Origin of the sequence: Paraburkholderia podalyriae, from assembly GCF_014397785.1 — a bacterium.
GTDB classification, from domain to species: Bacteria; Pseudomonadota; Gammaproteobacteria; order Burkholderiales; family Burkholderiaceae; genus Paraburkholderia; species Paraburkholderia podalyriae.
In genome coordinates, this window is sequence record NZ_VZQQ01000002.1 from 272411 (window position 1) to 288181 (window position 15771).

14 protein-coding genes are annotated in these 15771 nt (G+C 65.4%); 3 read left to right on the forward strand and 11 right to left on the reverse strand.

The genetic code is table 11. The features are described from left to right. Positions 1-2: 2 nt before the first annotated feature. The 7 genes from astA to F6X42_RS03430 form a co-directional block, all read right to left on the reverse strand. Positions 3-1040, reverse strand: coding sequence for an arginine N-succinyltransferase (gene astA / locus F6X42_RS03400; protein WP_187632851.1), 1038 nt, complete (start codon positions 1038-1040; stop codon positions 3-5). Further along, positions 1037-2089 carry an arginine/ornithine succinyltransferase subunit alpha gene (gene aruF, locus F6X42_RS03405; protein WP_187632852.1) on the reverse strand — a complete coding sequence of 351 codons (1053 nt, stop codon included), beginning with the start codon at positions 2087-2089 and terminating at the stop codon, positions 1037-1039. The genes astA and aruF overlap by 4 nt, the downstream gene beginning before the upstream one ends. Before the next feature lie 67 nt (positions 2090-2156). Beyond that, positions 2157-3392, reverse strand: coding sequence for an aspartate aminotransferase family protein (locus F6X42_RS03410; RefSeq protein WP_187632853.1), 1236 nt, complete (start codon positions 3390-3392; stop codon positions 2157-2159). Between the two features lie 195 nt (positions 3393-3587). Next, positions 3588-4631, reverse strand: a complete 1044-nt coding sequence (locus F6X42_RS03415; protein ID WP_187632854.1) for a GlxA family transcriptional regulator — start codon at positions 4629-4631, stop codon at positions 3588-3590. Between the two features lie 22 nt (positions 4632-4653). Continuing rightward, positions 4654-5445: an ABC transporter ATP-binding protein gene (locus F6X42_RS03420; protein WP_187632855.1), complete on the reverse strand. Its 792-nt coding sequence runs from the start codon at positions 5443-5445 to the stop codon at positions 4654-4656. 88 nt (positions 5446-5533) lie between these two features. Continuing rightward, positions 5534-6247 carry an ABC transporter permease gene (locus F6X42_RS03425; RefSeq protein WP_187632856.1) on the reverse strand — a complete coding sequence of 238 codons (714 nt, stop codon included), beginning with the start codon at positions 6245-6247 and terminating at the stop codon, positions 5534-5536. A gap of 5 nt (positions 6248-6252) precedes the next feature. Next, positions 6253-6942 carry an ABC transporter permease gene (locus F6X42_RS03430; protein ID WP_187632857.1) on the reverse strand — a complete coding sequence of 230 codons (690 nt, stop codon included), beginning with the start codon at positions 6940-6942 and terminating at the stop codon, positions 6253-6255. Positions 6943-7399: 457 nt separating this feature from the next. Here F6X42_RS03430 and F6X42_RS03435 point away from each other — a divergent pair, with 457 nt between their 5' ends. Together F6X42_RS03435 and F6X42_RS03440 are read left to right on the forward strand one after the other, a co-directional pair. Beyond that, entirely contained in the window at positions 7400-7738 is a 339-nt protein-coding gene (locus F6X42_RS03435; RefSeq protein WP_187632858.1) for a helix-turn-helix transcriptional regulator, read from the forward strand. Beyond that, positions 7728-9008 carry a type II toxin-antitoxin system HipA family toxin gene (locus F6X42_RS03440; protein ID WP_187632859.1) on the forward strand — a complete coding sequence of 427 codons (1281 nt, stop codon included), beginning with the start codon at positions 7728-7730 and terminating at the stop codon, positions 9006-9008. Before F6X42_RS03435 ends, F6X42_RS03440 begins: the two co-directional genes overlap by 11 nt. A gap of 37 nt (positions 9009-9045) precedes the next feature. On the opposite strand, the gene F6X42_RS03445 is transcribed toward F6X42_RS03440, so the two are convergent. The 3 genes from F6X42_RS03445 to F6X42_RS03455 form a co-directional block, all read right to left on the reverse strand. Continuing rightward, positions 9046-9999, reverse strand: coding sequence for a patatin-like phospholipase family protein (locus F6X42_RS03445; protein WP_187632860.1), 954 nt, complete (start codon positions 9997-9999; stop codon positions 9046-9048). Between the two features lie 60 nt (positions 10000-10059). Next, on the reverse strand, positions 10060-10611 hold the full coding sequence (gene bamE / locus F6X42_RS03450; RefSeq protein WP_187632861.1) for an outer membrane protein assembly factor BamE domain-containing protein: 552 nt from the start codon (positions 10609-10611) through the stop codon (positions 10060-10062). A 608-nt stretch (positions 10612-11219) separates the two neighbouring features. Next, positions 11220-12821, reverse strand: coding sequence for a rhodanese homology domain-containing protein (locus F6X42_RS03455; protein WP_187632862.1), 1602 nt, complete (start codon positions 12819-12821; stop codon positions 11220-11222). 312 nt (positions 12822-13133) lie between these two features. Between F6X42_RS03455 and F6X42_RS03460 the strand changes: the two genes are divergently transcribed. Continuing rightward, on the forward strand, positions 13134-14129 hold the full coding sequence (locus F6X42_RS03460) for an LLM class flavin-dependent oxidoreductase (RefSeq protein WP_187632863.1): 996 nt from the start codon (positions 13134-13136) through the stop codon (positions 14127-14129). A gap of 133 nt (positions 14130-14262) precedes the next feature. Here the strand turns inward: F6X42_RS03460 and F6X42_RS03465 are convergent, their stop codons facing one another. After that, positions 14263-15333 (reverse strand): alpha/beta fold hydrolase, encoded by a 1071-nt coding sequence (locus tag F6X42_RS03465; protein ID WP_187632864.1) that lies wholly within the window; start codon positions 15331-15333, stop codon positions 14263-14265. Positions 15334-15771: the final 438 nt, after the last annotated feature.

The following is a 15771-nucleotide window of genomic DNA, read 5'->3' on the forward strand; positions in this document are numbered from 1 at the left end:
GATCATCCTTGTTTGTGTTTCAACGGCAGTACCCGCAGCGGATCGCCTGTCTTCACGCGAAGCGCGTCGGCCTCAGCCGCGCTCAGACGAAACACACCGTTGCACGGCACGCCCGCCGCGACGCCGACGCGAAAATCGCCGAGCGACGTATTCGACACCATCGACTTCGGTCCGTCCTGCCCGGCTCGCTCCGGTGCCTCGCCAATCTCAATCGCCACCAGCACGCTCTCGCGCACCGTGCGCAGGTCGGCGATATGGCATTCGAGTACCGGGCCCGCGTCGAAAATATCGACGTGGTTCTCGTAGCGCAGCCCTTCGGTTTCGAGCATGCGGCGCGCGGGGATCGTATCGTTATGCGTGAGGCCGACGCAGCGCTGTGCTTCTTCCGGCAACAGTTCGACGTACACCGGATAGCGCGGCATCAGCTCGGCGAGAAACGCCTTGCGCCCGTGCGAGCTCAGATAGTCGGCCGCGTTGAAATCGATCTGGTAAAAATGCGAGCCGACCGCGCGCCAGAACGGCGACGTGCCCTGCTCGTCGAAATGGCCGCGCAGCTCCGCGCATAGACGCTGCGGAAAACGCTCGCGAAACTGCGCGAGAAACATGAAGCGCGAGCGCGACAGCAAGCCGCCGACGCCGCTCGTGCGATAACGCGGGCTCAGAAACAGCGAGCACACCTCCGCATAACCGGTGAGGTCGTGCGAGATATTCAGCGCGTGCATGCGCGTCCAGATGCCAAGATCCTGGCTCGCGTGCACGACCGTGCTGACGCGATAGTTGTAGAACGGCTGCCGCAGACCCACTGCCGTTTCGATACCGCAGACGCCCGCCACGTCGCCGGTCGCGGTATCTTCCATCACGAACAGATAGCCGGCCTCGTGCGGCTCGGCCTCGTCTTCCATCGTGCGGCGCGCGCGTTCGACACGCGCCGCGAGCGCATCGCGATCCGGTTTGAAGGTGGTCAGGCCCGGCCCGGTTTCCTGCGCGAGTCGCATCAGCGCATCGACATCGCCTCGTTGTACTACGCGAACGACGATCATTGCGCTTCTCCCGATTGTTCATCCTGCGGCTGATGCAGCGGTACGCAGCGCACCGTATCGCCTTCCCGTACGCCGAGCGCGGCGCGCGCCGCCTGTGACAACCCGGCGCCCGCCTCGTTGCCGGGCGCTAGATCGCCGAGCACGCAACGGAATTCGCCGTCGGCGCCGTTGTGCGCGATCAGGTAGGTTTCGCCGTGCGTCGCAGATGCCTCGCGCACCACGCGCGTTTCGTTGTGCTGCACGCTGACACTGCGATCCACCTGCGCGGTCAGTACCGGACCCGCGTCGAAGATGTCGACGTAGCGATCGGTCTCGAAGCCTTCCTCGAGGTGAATCTCGTACGCGAGCAACGCGTTCGCGTCCGGCTCGCCGAGCACGCGCTGGGCCGCTTCGGGCAACAGCGGCACATACACGGGATAGGTCGGCATCACTTCGGCGATGAAGGTGCGGCTGCGGCCGCCCGATTCGACTTCGATGTCGGCGAAATCGCGGCCGAAAAACTTGCGCCCCACCGCTTCCCAGAACGGCGACACGCCGTTTTCGTCGGTGACGCCGAGCAGCAGCGTGAACACCTCGGGCGTGAAGCGCTTGCGATTCGCGGCGATGTACATCATCCGCGCGCGCGACATCAGCTGCGCGGCCGCGTCGCCGCGCAGCGACGGGTCGATGTAGTAGCCCGCGAGCCGGCTCTTGCCGGTCAGCTCGTGCGACATCGTCAGCGCGTGAATCTTGCGATTGACGTGCAACTCGCGCGACGCATGAATCAGCGCGTCGTTGCGAAACACGTAGAACGGGTCCGCGTAACCGGCCGCCGCGACGATGCTCGCGGTGCCCATCAGCTTGCCGGTCTGCGAGTCTTCGAGCACGAACAGATAGAACTCCTCGCCCGGAAAGTCGACCTCCGCGCGAAACGAGTCTTCCGACAACGCGACGCGCGCTTCGAGCGCGCGCCGGTCGTGCGGCAGGGAATGCAGCACCGGTTGCGCGGTGCGCGCCATATGCTCGAGCGCATCGAGATCGGTAAGGCGGCCGGGACGTACGAAGAGCATCATCGTTCCTGTTGAATGTGACGCATGATCCGCTGCATCAGCGTGGGCGTACTGGACTGCCTGAACCTCAATGCGACGCCGCCTGCGCGTTCGCGCCGACGAGTTCGCCGAACGCCTTCTCGAGACGCGCGAAGCCTTCGGCCATGTCGTCGAGCGGCATGATCAGCGACGGCACGAAGCGCAGCACGTCCGGGCCCGCCATCAGCATGATCACGCCGTGCTGGCCGGCCGCGGTGACGAAATCCTTCGCGCGGCCCCGGAACGGCTCGTTCAGTTCGGCGCCGATCAGCAGCCCCTTGCCGCGCACTTCGGTGAAAAGCCCGAAGCGCTCGTTCAGTTTCGCGAGGTGGCCCTTCAGCACTTCGCTGCGCGAGCGCACGCCTTCGAGCAGCTTCGGGTCGCTGACCAGCTCGACCACTTTTTCCGCGATCGCCGAGCCGAGCGGATTGCCGCCGTAAGTCGTGCCGTGCACGCCGACCTTGAAGTGCGCGGCGAGCTCTTTGGTGGTCAGCATCGCGCCGATCGGGAAGCCGTTGCCGAGCGCCTTCGCGGTGGTCAGGATGTCCGGCGTCACGCCGGTGTCCTCGTACGCGTAGAAGAAGCCGCTGCGGCCCACGCCGGTTTGCACTTCGTCGAAAATCAGCAGCGCGTTGTGCTGGTCGCATGCTGCGCGCAGCGCTTTGAGGAACGCTGGGTCGGCCGGAATCACGCCGCCCTCGCCCTGGATCGGCTCGACGATCACCGCGCAGGTCTGCGCGCCGATCGCCCTCTTCGCCGCTTCGATGTCGTTGTACGGCAGATGCGTGATGCCGGCGGGCACCGGGCCGAAGCCTTCCGAGTACTTCGGTTGGCCGCCGACGCTGACGGTAAACAGCGTGCGGCCGTGGAACGACTGCGCAAACGAAATGATTTCAGCTTTCTGCGCGCCGTGACGCTCGAACGCGACGCGGCGCGCGAGCTTCAGTGCGGCCTCGTTCGCTTCGGCGCCCGAGTTCGCGAAGAACGCGCGGTCGGCGAACGTGAGGCTTTCAAGGCGCTTCGCGAGGCGCAGCACTGGCTCGTTCGTGTAGCCATTGCCGATGTGCCACAGCTTGGCGCCCTGTTCATGCAGCACTTTCAGCAGTTCGGGATGCGCATGACCGAGCGCGGTGACGGCGATGCCGCCGGCGAAGTCGATATAGTCGCGGCCTTGCGTGTCCCACACGCGCGAGCCGAGACCGCGATCCGGCACGAAGGCGGCGGGGGAAAACACCGGCACCATGACTTCGTCGAAGGTCTGGCGTGTCACAGTCAGGTCGTTCATGGCTAATCCTTTTACGGGTGACAGGTAATACAGTTAGTGTAGGAAACCGCGCGCGGCAAGTCTTGCGCATACGCGACGCTTTCTATGAGGTTCCGCGCGTCGCGGCTGCCGGGTCGGCCCCGGACTCGTCGCGGCTTCGCTTTCAGACGGCTTGCAGGTCGTGCACGAGCCATGCCTGCCTCGCGCGCCGCCTGATCAATCGAGCTCGGGGCGCTCGATCAGCGCAGCGGGCCGCGGTTCACTAGCGCCGCCGTGCGCGCCGGTATGCCGGTCGATCCAGTTGCGGCGATCCTCGCGCGGCGTGACACCGAAGCGCTCGCGATACGCATTCGAAAAGTGCGCCGCCGACGAAAACCCGCACGCGAGGCTGATCTGCACGACCGATTTGCTGGTGCGCTGCAAGTGCGTGCGCGCCTTCGACAGCCGCAGCCCCAGATAGTATTTGGACGGCATCGAGCCGAGATACTGGCGAAACAGGCGCTCGAGCTGGCGCCGCGAGACGCCGACGAGGCCGGCGATCTCATCGGTCGTCAGCGGGTCCTCGATGTTGGCTTCCATCAGCAGCAGCGCGTCGTTCAGGCGCGGATGACGCTCGCCCGGTGCGGTCACGAACGGAATGCGCTGACGCTCCTCGCCCGCGCGCAGCACGCCTACACCGAGCGTATCGGCGATGCGCTCCGCGAGTTCGGGCCCGTGCTCGCGCCCGATCATCGCGAGCATGAAGTCGACGCTCGCCTGACCGCCCGCGCAGGTCGCGCGATCGCGATCGATTTCGAAGATCTGCTGCGTGACGATCGAGCGTTCGAATTGTTCGGAGAACTGCTGATAGGTTTCCCAGTTCACGCTGACGCGATAGCCGGATAGCTGCCCCGCCATCGCGAGCCACCACACGCCATGATGAATGCCGGTGACGAGCGGCGTGCGCTGGCCGACGCGCGCGAGGCTCGCGAGAAACAGACGGTAGTCGGCGAACTGCTGAAACCGCTCGCTGACGATGATCAGCCAGTCGCACACGATCGCGTCGCCGAACGCGGCATCGGCCGGCCACTGCGCGCCGCCCGACAACGGCACCGCGCGGCCGTCCCACGAACACACCTGCACGCGATACAGCGCGCGGCCGTCGATTTCATTGGCGAGATCGAGCGCGTCGACGATCGGGCCGACGCCCGACATCGACACGGGCGGCAGTGCCACGATCGCGACCTGCGTCGTGCGAGCCGGGTTGGACGGGCGGGCCATCGGTGGTCAGTGAAAGCGCGCGTTACTTCAGGCTGCCGGACAGGAACTGCTTCAGGCGCTCGCTGCGTGGCGCGCTCAGCACCGTGCCCGGATTGCCCTCTTCTTCGGTGCGGCCCTGGTGCAGGAACATCACATGGTTCGACACATTGCGCGCGAAACCCATTTCGTGCGTGACGACGATCATCGTGCGGCCTTCCTCGGCAAGCTTCTGCATCACTTTCAGCACTTCGCCGACGAGTTCGGGGTCGAGCGCGGAGGTCGGTTCGTCGAACAGCATCACATCGGGGTCCATCGCGAGTGCGCGCGCAATCGCGACGCGCTGCTGCTGGCCGCCCGACAGATGCGACGGATACTGCTTCTCGAGACGCGGCGCGAGACCGACCTTCTCCAGATATTCGCGCGCGCGATCCTCGGCTTCCTTGCGCTTCAGACCGAGCACATGAATCGGCGCTTCGATCACGTTCTCGAGCACGTTCATGTGCGCCCACAGGTTGAAGTGCTGGAACACCATCGCGAGCTTCGTGCGGATGCGCTGCAGCTGCTTGTGATCGGCGACTTCGAGATTGCCGGCGCGATCGGTTTTGGTCTTCACTGCCTCGCCATCGACGACGATTTGCCCCGCGTTCGGCCGCTCGAGAAAATTGATGCAACGCAGGAAAGTGCTCTTGCCCGAGCCGCTCGCGCCGATGATGCTGATCACGTCGCCCTTGTTTGCGTTCAGCGACACGCCCTTGAGCACTTCGTTGTCGCCGTAGCGCTTGTGGATGTCCTGCACGGCGAGCTTGCAAGCGTCGGTTTGAGTGGTATGGAGCAAGATGCTCTCCCAGTGAGAATACGGATCGGTCTGGTGCGGACGCCGCCGTGCGCAAGCGCGCGGCGCCCGATGCAAGGTCAACGCGCGCTCAATGCGTGCGCACCGCAAGATACGCGAGCCAGCGACGCTCGGCGCACCGGAACAGCGCAACCAGCGCGAACGACACCGCGAGATAAATCAGCGCCGCGAGCCCGAATGCGTTGAACGACTGGTAGGTCGCCGAGTTCGCATCGCGCGCGACCTTCAGGATGTCGGGCACCGTGGCCGTGAACGCGACCGTCGTCGCGTGCAGCATCAGGATCACTTCGTTACTGTACAACGGCAATGCGCGGCGCAGCGCGGACGGTATCACAATGCGCCGGTACATCGTGAACCAGCTCATGCCGTAGGCGCGCGCCGCTTCGACTTCGCCATGCGAAGTCGAGCGGATCGCGCCCGCGAAAATCTCCGTCGTGTACGCGCAGGTGTTCAATGCGAAGGCGAGAATCGCGCAGTGAAAGCCGCTGCGAAAGAACGCGTCGAGCAGACTGTGCGAGCGCACGAACGCGAGACTGTACACGCCGGTGTAGATCAACAGCAGCTGCACGTAGAGCGGCGTGCCGCGAAACACGTAGGTGTACAGACGTACCGGCGTCGACAACCAGCGCTTGTTCGACACGCGCGCGACCGCGAGCGGCACCGCGCACACGAAGCCGATCGCGATCGACGCGAGCAGCAGCCACAACGTGACCGCGAGGCCCGACAGGCGCTGCCCGTCCCAGAACAGATACGCCCGCCAAAATTGGTTGAGGATGTCGATCATGACGCTCAGAGCTCCGCGTGTCGCACGCCGATCGAATAGCGGCGGTTCAGCCAGATCAGCACGAGGTTCGATACGGTGGTAATCGCCAGATAGATCAGCGCGGCGACGAGAACGAAGAAGAACATGTTGAAGGTGCTTTTGCCCGCATCCTGCGCGGCCTTGACGACGTCGGCGAGACCGATGATCGACACCAGCGCGGTGGCCTTCACGAGCACCTGCCAGTTGTTGCCGATGCCGGGCAGCGCGAAGCGCATCATCTGCGGGAACAGGATGCGTGCGAACACGCGCACGCCGCTCATGCCGTACGCGCTGCCCGCTTCGAGCTGACCGCGCGGCACCGCGAGAAACGCGCCGCGAAAAGTCTCGGTGAAGTACGCGCCGTAGATAAAGCCGAGCGTCAGCACGCCGGCGAGAAACGGATCGATGTCGATCTGCTCCATGCTGAACATGTCGGTCAGATCATTGAGCCAGATCTGGATGCTGTAGAACAGCAGCAGCATCAGCACCAGGTCGGGCACCGAGCGGATCAGCGTCGTGTAGCCGGTCGCGATGGCCCGCAAGGGCCGGTTCAACGAGAGTTTCGCCGCCGCGCCCGCGAGGCCGAGCAACACAGCGGCCGCCAGCGATAGAACGGACAGTTCGATCGTCTGGATCGTGCCGGCGAGCAGCACGGGACCAAAGCCGTATAGGAACACGCTTGTCTCCATCCGGGTTTATTGAATTGGCGCGGAGGGCGGGGGCTTGATGGCCTGTCCGCTGCTCTGGCATGGCGAGGAGTCTCGCAAGCGGAAATCAATTTCTCAAATACCGGGCGGTCCCTTGCTGCGACGCAACATGGCGCCTCGACGCGCGGCGGACCGTTCGTAGCTCTTGGTTTCACACGGGTTATCGTTTTGACAGGCGCGCCGCGCGCGCTCGGCGGTGCCGTGATTTAGCAAGTTTGCGGTCGCTTTTTCGATAGACCGCGCCGACGGCGGCGGCATCCGGTGTTTATCGCTGACGCGCGTTGAATGATTCATATATGGATCGGCAATGCGCTCTGCGGCGTATATATGAGTCATTCTTCGTGTTTCGATCCGAAATTCCAACAATGAGTCACAGATGAGTCGCGAATGTGCTATATGATTCACTTATGAACCATTCAATACTGCCATGCCAACTCCCACCACGCGCGCTGCCTCGCGTTACAGTCTGGACGCTGCCCGCCTTCTCGGCCAGCTGATCCGTCGCGGGCGGCTTGAGCGCAAGATCACCGCGGCGCAGCTTGCCGAGCGCACCGGGCTGTCGCGCAGCCTCGTGCAGCGAATCGAAAAAGGCGATCCGCGCTGCTCTATCGGCGCGGTGTTCGAAGCCGCGGCGGTCGTCGGCGTACGGCTGTTCGATGCCGACACGTCGGCCCTCAGCGGCGCAATCCGCGCCAACGCCGACGTGCTGACGCTTTTGCCGCACGCGGTGCGCGCGCCTCGCCCCGAAACCAAAGATGATTTCTGACGCCGCCTATCCTGAAGCCTTCGTGTGGACCTGGCTGCCTGGCGTAACCGAGCCGGTGGTCGCCGGGCGCCTCGTCACGGCCGGCGGCCAGATGCTGTTCAACTACGGCCAAAGCTACCTCGCCCGCGACAACGCGATCCCGCTCTATACGCCCGAATTGCCCCTGCGACGCGGCATCTTACCGCTGCTGAACGGCCTCACGATGCCCGGCTGCGTCCGCGACGCGGCGCCCGACGCATGGGGCCGGCGCGTGATCATCAATCGCAAGCTCGGCATGCGCGGCGCGCGGTTCGACACCGGCGAGCTCGACGAGATGACCTATCTGCTCGAATCCGGCTCCGACCGCATCGGCGCGCTCGACTTCCAACTCTCTCCGAGCGAATACATACCGCGCGAAACGGCCAGCGCGTCGCTTGACGATCTGCAAAACGCCGTATCGAGTATCGAGCGCGGCGTGAAGCTCAGCCCCGACCTCGAACGCGCGCTGTTTCATGGCAGCTCGATTGGCGGCGCGCGCCCGAAGGCGATGATCAGCACGCACGAGCGCAAGTTCATCGCGAAGTTTTCGTCGCAAAGCGACGTCTACAGCGTCGTGAAGGCGGAATACATTGCGATGTCTATTGCGCCGCTGGTCGGCATCGATGCGGCGCCGGTGAAGCTGGAGCATGTCGGCGGCAAGGACGTGCTGCTGATCGAGCGCTTCGACCGTAGCCGCGGCACACAGGGCTGGCAGCGCCGCGCGATGGTGTCGGCGCTAACGCTGTTCGGACTCGACGAGATGATGGCGCGCTACGCGAGCTACGAGGAATTCGCGACGCTGATCCGCCATCGCTTCACGAACCCGGGCGCGACGCTCAGGCAGCTCTTCGCGCGACTGCTGTTCAATGTGCTGTGCGGCAATACCGACGACCACGCCCGCAATCACGCCGCCTACTGGGACGGCCGCGAGCTGGCGCTGACGCCCGCCTACGACATCTGCCCGCAGGCGCGCGCCGGCAACGAAGCGACGCAGGCGATGCTGATCGTCGGTAACGATCGCTTCAGCCGCATCGACACGTGTCTGCGGGCGGCGCCCCTCTTTCTGCTGTCGCGCGATGAAGCCGTGGCAATCGCGCGGCAGCAGATCGAGGTCATTCTGGAGCACTGGGACGCAGTCTGCACTGATGCGCAGTTGAGCGAGGTCGATCGCGAACTGATGTGGCGGCGCCAGTTCCTCAATCCGTTCGCGTTCGAAGGCGCCCCGCCCGAACTCGCGGCGCTGCTGCATTAGCACGGCCGCGCCGGCGCCGATGCCGAACCACTCGTGCTCAGTCGAGCCCTAGCCGCGCGCGAATCGCCGGCAGCATCTGCTCGACCGCCTCGCGCCCTTCCTCGATGGCTGGCGTCGCGCGATGAAAATCGAAGATGCCCATGCCGCCGAGACGCGGCTGGATCAGGATATCGGCCGGCTCGCCGGCCAGCCGGCTGCGCGAGATGCGCACCTGCATGATGTCGATGCTTTGCGCGATCGAGCTCAGCATCGACGGCACGTGCGCGCTTGGCTTGGGCGGCACGCGCACGTCGTCGGTCGCGCTCGCTTCGGCTGGCGCGAGCCAGCGCGGCCACGGCTTGCCGTTGCGGCGCAACGCCACGGGCGGCGGCGCGGTGGGATCGAGTGCGGGCGTTTCAATGACCCCGCCGCCGAAGTCGCGGCCGTTCAGGATGTCGTTGTTCAGATCGATCGCGATCACGCAGTCCGCCCGCATGCCACGCGCGACCGACACCGGCACCGGGTTGCTGAGCCCGCCGTCGACGAGCCACACGCCGTTGTGCCATACCGGCGTGAAGATGCCCGGAATCGCAATCGACGCCCGCACCGAGTCGATCGTGCTGCCGTCCTGCAGCCAGATTTCGCGGCCCGTGTCGAGTTCGGTGGCGACGGCCGCGAACGGCATGTGCAATTGCGCGATCGAGCGACCGCCGAATTTGTCGGCGAATAGCTGGATCACCTTACGCCCGCCAAGCAGGCCGCCCGAGATGCGCAGATCGAGCAGCCGCACCACGGTCTGCCACGTGAGACGTGACACCCACTCTTCGAGCCAGTCGAGATCGCCGTTCGCATAGACTGCGCCGACCAGCGCGCCGATCGACGTGCCGCACACGACGTCGGGCTTGATGCCCGCGTCTTCCAGCGCGCGAATCGCGCCGATATGCGCCCAGCCGCGCGCGGCGCCGCCCCCCAGCACCAGCCCGATCCGGCTGTATCGATGTCGACGTATCATGCCTACCCCGCTCTCTCTGCCCGCTTGTTCTGCCCGCCTTCTGGCCGACATGCCCTCCGCCTATCGCCCCCGGATCACGTCCGAGCGTGACGTGGTGTACACCCTCTGGTTCCGGTCGAAATGAACGTTGAAGATGCCCTCTTCAGTCACGCCGCCCTCGCGCCATTTCCAGCTCCACACGGTTTCCGGCTTCAGCGGAAACACCGCGATCTCTCCAGGTTTGCCGAGCAAGCGCCGCACCTCGTCCTCGGTCATGCCGGAGCGGATCTTCGCGAAGTTGGCCGCGGTCAGCACCTGCGTGATCGCCTGCAGCTTGCCGTCGCGATCGATGTCGACCATGTAGGTGTTCAGGCCTTGCGGGCCGCGCGGATATTCGAAGCGCTTCGAGCCGTCGGTGAAGGTGCGCGCGGTTTCGGGCTTGCCCATCTGCGCGAGGATTTGCGCTTCGGTCGTGATCCCTGGCGTCATGTCCTTGAGCAGCAACGCGTCCGGTTTGACCGCGTTGAAAAAGTCCTTGAGTTTTTGCACGGCTTGATCGCTCTGCTGTTGGTCGCAGCCGGTCAGCGCAACGCACGCCATCAGCAGCGTGACGCCCAGCGGTTTGAGACTCACGTCGGTTCCTGTCCGGATGCGCGGGATCTGCCGTCGCAGCGCATGGCCGGTCTGTAGTGTGTACTACAAGGATAACCGTGCCCGCAGAAAACCGCGAGCGACGCGCGCGCGACGAGCGCTGCTACGCACCTAACCTGTTGCGCGCGGCGCTAAAAGATTGACTGAGGATCAATTGAGGTGGGTACGCCGGAAGCAAAAAGGCGACGCTGTGTACAGCGTCGCCATGTCGGTCGATACGATCAACCGGAAGTGACGGCGGCTCGTTGGCCGCCTTGCGCGAAGCACCACGGACGACGCGCAGCGGCCTGCTTCAGACGAAGCGATGAGTAGCCTTGACTGCTCACCTTGCGCCATCGCCGAATGACAAACCGCTGCCTTTTTTTGGCCGCCCTGGTCCCTCGATAAGCCTTCCAGATGCAGTTAATCTAAACGCATTGGGGGCTTTCGACGAGAGCGCGTTTACACCGAATCGGCAGAAGATTCGCGCGACGCGAGGGGCTCGCGGGATGGCCGGCCGCCGGATGGCCGGCCTCCGGATGGCCGGCCCCCGGATCGCCGGCCGCCGGATGGCCGGCCCCCGGATCGCCGGCCGCCGGATGGCCGGCCCGTCATATCACCCGAAAGCCATGCGTGCCGTCGCGCGCAAGTTGCGCGACGAGCCCCTGCTCCCACTCCAGATACGCGCTCATCGCTTCGCGCGCATTCTCCGTGCCCTCATACGGCCGCTGATAACGATCGATGCGCGGCGACGCCATCCGCGTGCCACCCGACTCCACGGGCAAGCCCGCGTCGATCCACGCGATCGTGCCGCCGCGCAGCACCTGCACCGGCCGACCGGTCGCCGCGGCGAGTTCCGGCGCGACGAAGCGCGCCAGCACGTCGCTGTCGCACGTGAGCACGTAGCGCTTTGCGTCGGGCAGCGTGCGCAACGCGTCGGCGAGTTGGCTGCGGATCACGAACCACGCGCCCGGAATGTGCCGGGTCAGATAGTTCGCGCTGCTCGTGAAATCGAGCACGACGGTACCCGGCGACTGCAGCAGCGCGACGAGTTCAGCCGGCGCGATGTCGTCGACGTCGGGCGGCGTGACCGCATTGCGCGCGGGCGGCGCCGGGCCCTTCTCGGCGAAGTCGGCCGCCGTCAGGCCATCGACCACGTAGACCTCGACGTTCATCTGCGCGAGCCACGATGCGCTCATGTTCGCGCGCACGCCGTCGCTGTCCGCGAGGATCACGCGCGCGCCGCGCACCGTCACGAACAGGTCGATTTCCTGCACGAGCTGGCCGCCCGGCGCGCTGCGAAAACCGGGCACGTGGCCCGCCTCGTATTCCTCGGGCGTGCGTACGTCGAAGCGATACACGGTGCGCACCGCTTCGTCGGCCCAGCGGCGCGCTTCGTCGCGCGACGTGCGGCGCACGCGCGCCCGGTCGGCGACCGTGCGCGCGCCGTCGGCGGCGGCGAGACGGGAAGCGTCGTCGACCGCGCCTTCGATGCGCCGCGCGCTGCCATGCGCGAGCGCCTGACCGGCGAGCGTCCAGCCCATCGTGCCGTTGCGCAGCGCGGCGACCGGATTCGGCACGCCCGCGTTGATCAGCGACTGCGCGCCGATGATGCTGCGCGTGCGCCCCGCGCAATTGACGATGATGCGCGTGGCCGGATCCGGCGCGAACTGCCGCGCCCGCAGCACCAGCTCCGCGCCCGGCACGCTGATGCTGCCGGGGATGTTCATGGTTTGAAACTCCTCGAAGCGGCGTGCGTCGAGCACCACGACATTGGCCTCCTGATCGAGCAGCGCCTGCACCTGCTGCGCGGATAGCGACGGCGTATGACGCACGCTTTCGACCAGTTCGCCGAACGCCTTGCTCGGCACGTTGACGTCCCTGAACAACTCGCCGCCCGCTTCGCGCCAGCCTTGCAGGCCGCCTTCGAGCAATGCGACGTTGGTATAGCCGAGCTCGGCGAGACGCGCGGCCGCACGCCATGCGAGACCTTCGCCCGCATCGAACACGACGATCGGCACGGCCCGGCGCGGCAGCCGCAGCGGCGCGTCGAGTTCGAGCCGCGACAGCGGCAGATTGGCGGCGAACAACGGATGACTGCGCGCGTGGGGATCTTCCTCGCGCACATCGACGAGCGCGATCTCCTCGCGATCGAGCAATGCATGGCACACGTCCTGGAATGACCGGGTACGAAACTCTTTGACGACATTCATGGGATCGGGAACTCCTTCGCTACATTCCTGGTTTCCGGCAACGGGTCGCGTCACCGCACCGATACTTAAACCGTACTCTCGAATTCCAATCGGCGCACGGTCACTCGCTGGATTGCTTGTTCGGTCGCGCGGCAAAGGCGAAGCATCGCCGCGCGAACACGCCATGCAAACGCAATTTCCGCGCCTTGTCGGTACCGGCCGAGCCTTGCCAACCCTTCGGCCGTCATGGGCATCGCCGCGCCGCCAGCAGAAAAACCGCCGCTTTGCCACAATGCGCCATCGCGCGAAAGCGCCGCCCATCGCAATCAGACAATGATCCCCTTTTCGGTTCTCGATCTTTCACCCGTCACCGCGGGCGCCACGCCGGCTGACGCGTTCAGGAACACGCTGTCGCTCGCGCAGCACGCGGAAAAGCTGAACTACAAGCGTTACTGGCTCGCCGAGCATCACAACATGACCGGCATCGCGAGCGCGGCGACCTCGGTCGTGATCGGCTACGTGGCCGGCGGCACGAAGACGATTCGGGTCGGCTCCGGCGGCATCATGCTGCCGAACCATGCGCCGCTCGTGATCGCCGAACAGTTCGGCACGCTCGCGTCGCTGTATCCGGGGCGGATCGATCTCGGCCTCGGCCGCGCGCCCGGCACCGACCAGACCACTGCCCGCGCGCTGCGCCGCGATCTGCAGGCGAGTGCCGAAACCTTCCCCGACGACGTCGTCGAATTGCAGCGTTACTTCGCCGAGCCGGTCGCGGGCCAGCGCATTCGCGCGGTGCCGGGCGCGGGCCTGAACGTGCCGCTGTGGCTGCTCGGCTCGTCGCTGTACAGCGCGCAACTGGCCGCGGCGCTGGGGCTGCCGTTCGCGTTCGCGTCGCACTTCGCACCCGATTACATGTTGAGCGCGCTGCAGGTGTATCGCTCGCAGTTTCGGCCGTCGGCGACGCTAGCGAAACCCTACGCGATGGTCGGCGTCAATCTGTTCGCCGCCGACACGAACGACGATGCCGCGCGGCTGTTCACGTCGCTACAGCAGCAGTTCATCAATCTGCGGCGCGGCACGCCGGGGCAATTGCAGCCTCCGGTCGAGCGGCTCGAGGCCTCGGAGATGGAGCTGAACAACGTCGCGCGCGCGCTCGCGTGCACGGCGCTCGGCGATCGCGACGCAATCCGCGAAGGTCTGCAATCGATCATCGAGCAGACCGGCGCGAACGAGTTGATGCTGACCGCGCAGATTTACAATCACGAAGCGCGGCTGCGCTCGTTCGAGATCGGCGCCGAGGTGCGCGATGAATTGACGGCGGGCAAATAAGCGGTTCGCGAACCGATCGGCGGACACCGCAATGCACGAAAAAAGGGCGGCTCATCGCGAGTCGCCCTTTTCTTTTGCACTGAGTTGGACCAAGCCGGACACAGCGGCCCGGCGTCTCACCTCGAGGGCACCATCAGCGATTCGTCGGCACCGCCGCCAGTCCGTCGAGCAGCGCCTTGTGAAACGCGTCCGGGTCCTGCATCTGCGGCGCGTGCCCCAGGTCCGCGAACTCGACCAGCGTCGCATGCGGGATCGCCTTCGCGGCCGCGCGGCCTAGTTCCGGGTAATGGCCGAGCGTCGCGCGCACCTCGGGGGGCGCCGCATCCTTGCCGACCGCGGTCGTGTCCTTCTGACCGATCAGCAGCAGCGTCGGCATGCTGAGCTGCCCCAGTTCATAGACAACAGGCTGCGTGTAAATCATGTCGTAGAGCAGCGCGGAATTCCACGCGACGACCTGCTTGCCCGGTCCGCGATACATGCCCGCTAGCATCTGCACCGACGGGTCGTAGTCCGCGCGCCATTGCCCCGCGTAGTAGGTCGCCTGTTCGTAGCGGCGGATGCCGTCGGCGGTGGTCTTGAGCTCCCGCTGATACCACTGCTCGACCGACAGCGACGGCACGCCCTTCGCCTTCCAGTCCTCGAGTCCGATCGGGTTCACGAGCACCAGTTGCTGCGTCTCGCGCGGATACATCAGCGCATAGCGGATGGCGAGCATGCCGCCCGTCGAATGGCCGACCACCGTCACGTCGCTGACGCCGAGCGACTGGAGCAGCGCGTGCGTATTGCGCGCGAGCTGCTGGAAGCTGTACTGGTAATGCTCAGGCTTGCTGGATTTACAGAAGCCGATCTGATCCGGTGCGATCACGCGATAGCCGGCATTGCTCAACCGGCGAATCGTTGCGTCCCACGTCGCCGAACAGAAATTCTTGCCCTGCAGCAACACCACGGTGCGGCCGTTGCCATGCGCCGGCTTCACGTCGATATACGCCATCTGCAAAGGCACGGCCTGCGAAGTGAATTCGAAGCGTTCGACCGGCGCTGGATAGCTGAAGCCCTGCAGTTCCGGACCGTAGGCCGGGCCGGGATCGTCGACAGAGGACGCGGCCGCGGCGCTCGTGGCGGCCACCGCGACAGACGCCGCGCACAGCATCGCACAAGCGCAGACACTCGACACGGCAAGCAGGAATGGACGGCGAAGATTCATCGGGATGTTCTGGAAAAATGCAATCGGGAACGCACGACGCACGAGGCTCGGAGCACACGATTCTACGACGCGCCGCCGAGCTCTGGCGCCGCGCCCGCAACAGCGGGCCCGCCTCGCGGCTGAGGCGGTGTGGCATGCGTATTGCGGCCCTTGGATCATGCATCGTCCGCGCGCGACCTCGCGCTCTATGTGTTGCGCCGCACCGATTGGCGCGCCGCAACAGGCCATCGTTAGAGGATGGTCCGCCACGCGGCCCCCGCGATAAACACTATTCGCTCGCGTCCAATCGGTGCTAGAACAGACTGATGGACCGGCGAGAAACAGGCAGCCAACAACGATAGCGCGGCACGACTGCCAGGCAGCACGAATCATCTGCGGAGAGGAAGCGACCAGATCATCCGGGGTATATCAATCAAGCAACCATCTTGCATCGGATTG

Coding starts and splice junctions, on each gene's coding strand:
- astA (WP_187632851.1), bottom strand. CDS start 1,040: ATGATCGTCGTTCGCGTAGTACAACGAGGCGATGTCGATGCGCTGATG.
- aruF (WP_187632852.1), bottom strand. CDS start 2,089: ATGCTCTTCGTACGTCCCGGCCGCCTTACCGATCTCGATGCGCTCGAG.
- F6X42_RS03410 (WP_187632853.1), bottom strand. CDS start 3,392: ATGAACGACCTGACTGTGACACGCCAGACCTTCGACGAAGTCATGGTG.
- F6X42_RS03415 (WP_187632854.1), bottom strand. CDS start 4,631: ATGGCCCGCCCGTCCAACCCGGCTCGCACGACGCAGGTCGCGATCGTG.
- F6X42_RS03425 (WP_187632856.1), bottom strand. CDS start 6,247: ATGATCGACATCCTCAACCAATTTTGGCGGGCGTATCTGTTCTGGGAC.
- F6X42_RS03435 (WP_187632858.1), top strand. CDS start 7,400: ATGCCAACTCCCACCACGCGCGCTGCCTCGCGTTACAGTCTGGACGCT.
- F6X42_RS03440 (WP_187632859.1), top strand. CDS start 7,728: ATGATTTCTGACGCCGCCTATCCTGAAGCCTTCGTGTGGACCTGGCTG.
- F6X42_RS03445 (WP_187632860.1), bottom strand. CDS start 9,999: ATGATACGTCGACATCGATACAGCCGGATCGGGCTGGTGCTGGGGGGC.
- F6X42_RS03455 (WP_187632862.1), bottom strand. CDS start 12,821: ATGAATGTCGTCAAAGAGTTTCGTACCCGGTCATTCCAGGACGTGTGC.
- F6X42_RS03460 (WP_187632863.1), top strand. CDS start 13,134: ATGATCCCCTTTTCGGTTCTCGATCTTTCACCCGTCACCGCGGGCGCC.
- F6X42_RS03465 (WP_187632864.1), bottom strand. CDS start 15,333: ATGAATCTTCGCCGTCCATTCCTGCTTGCCGTGTCGAGTGTCTGCGCT.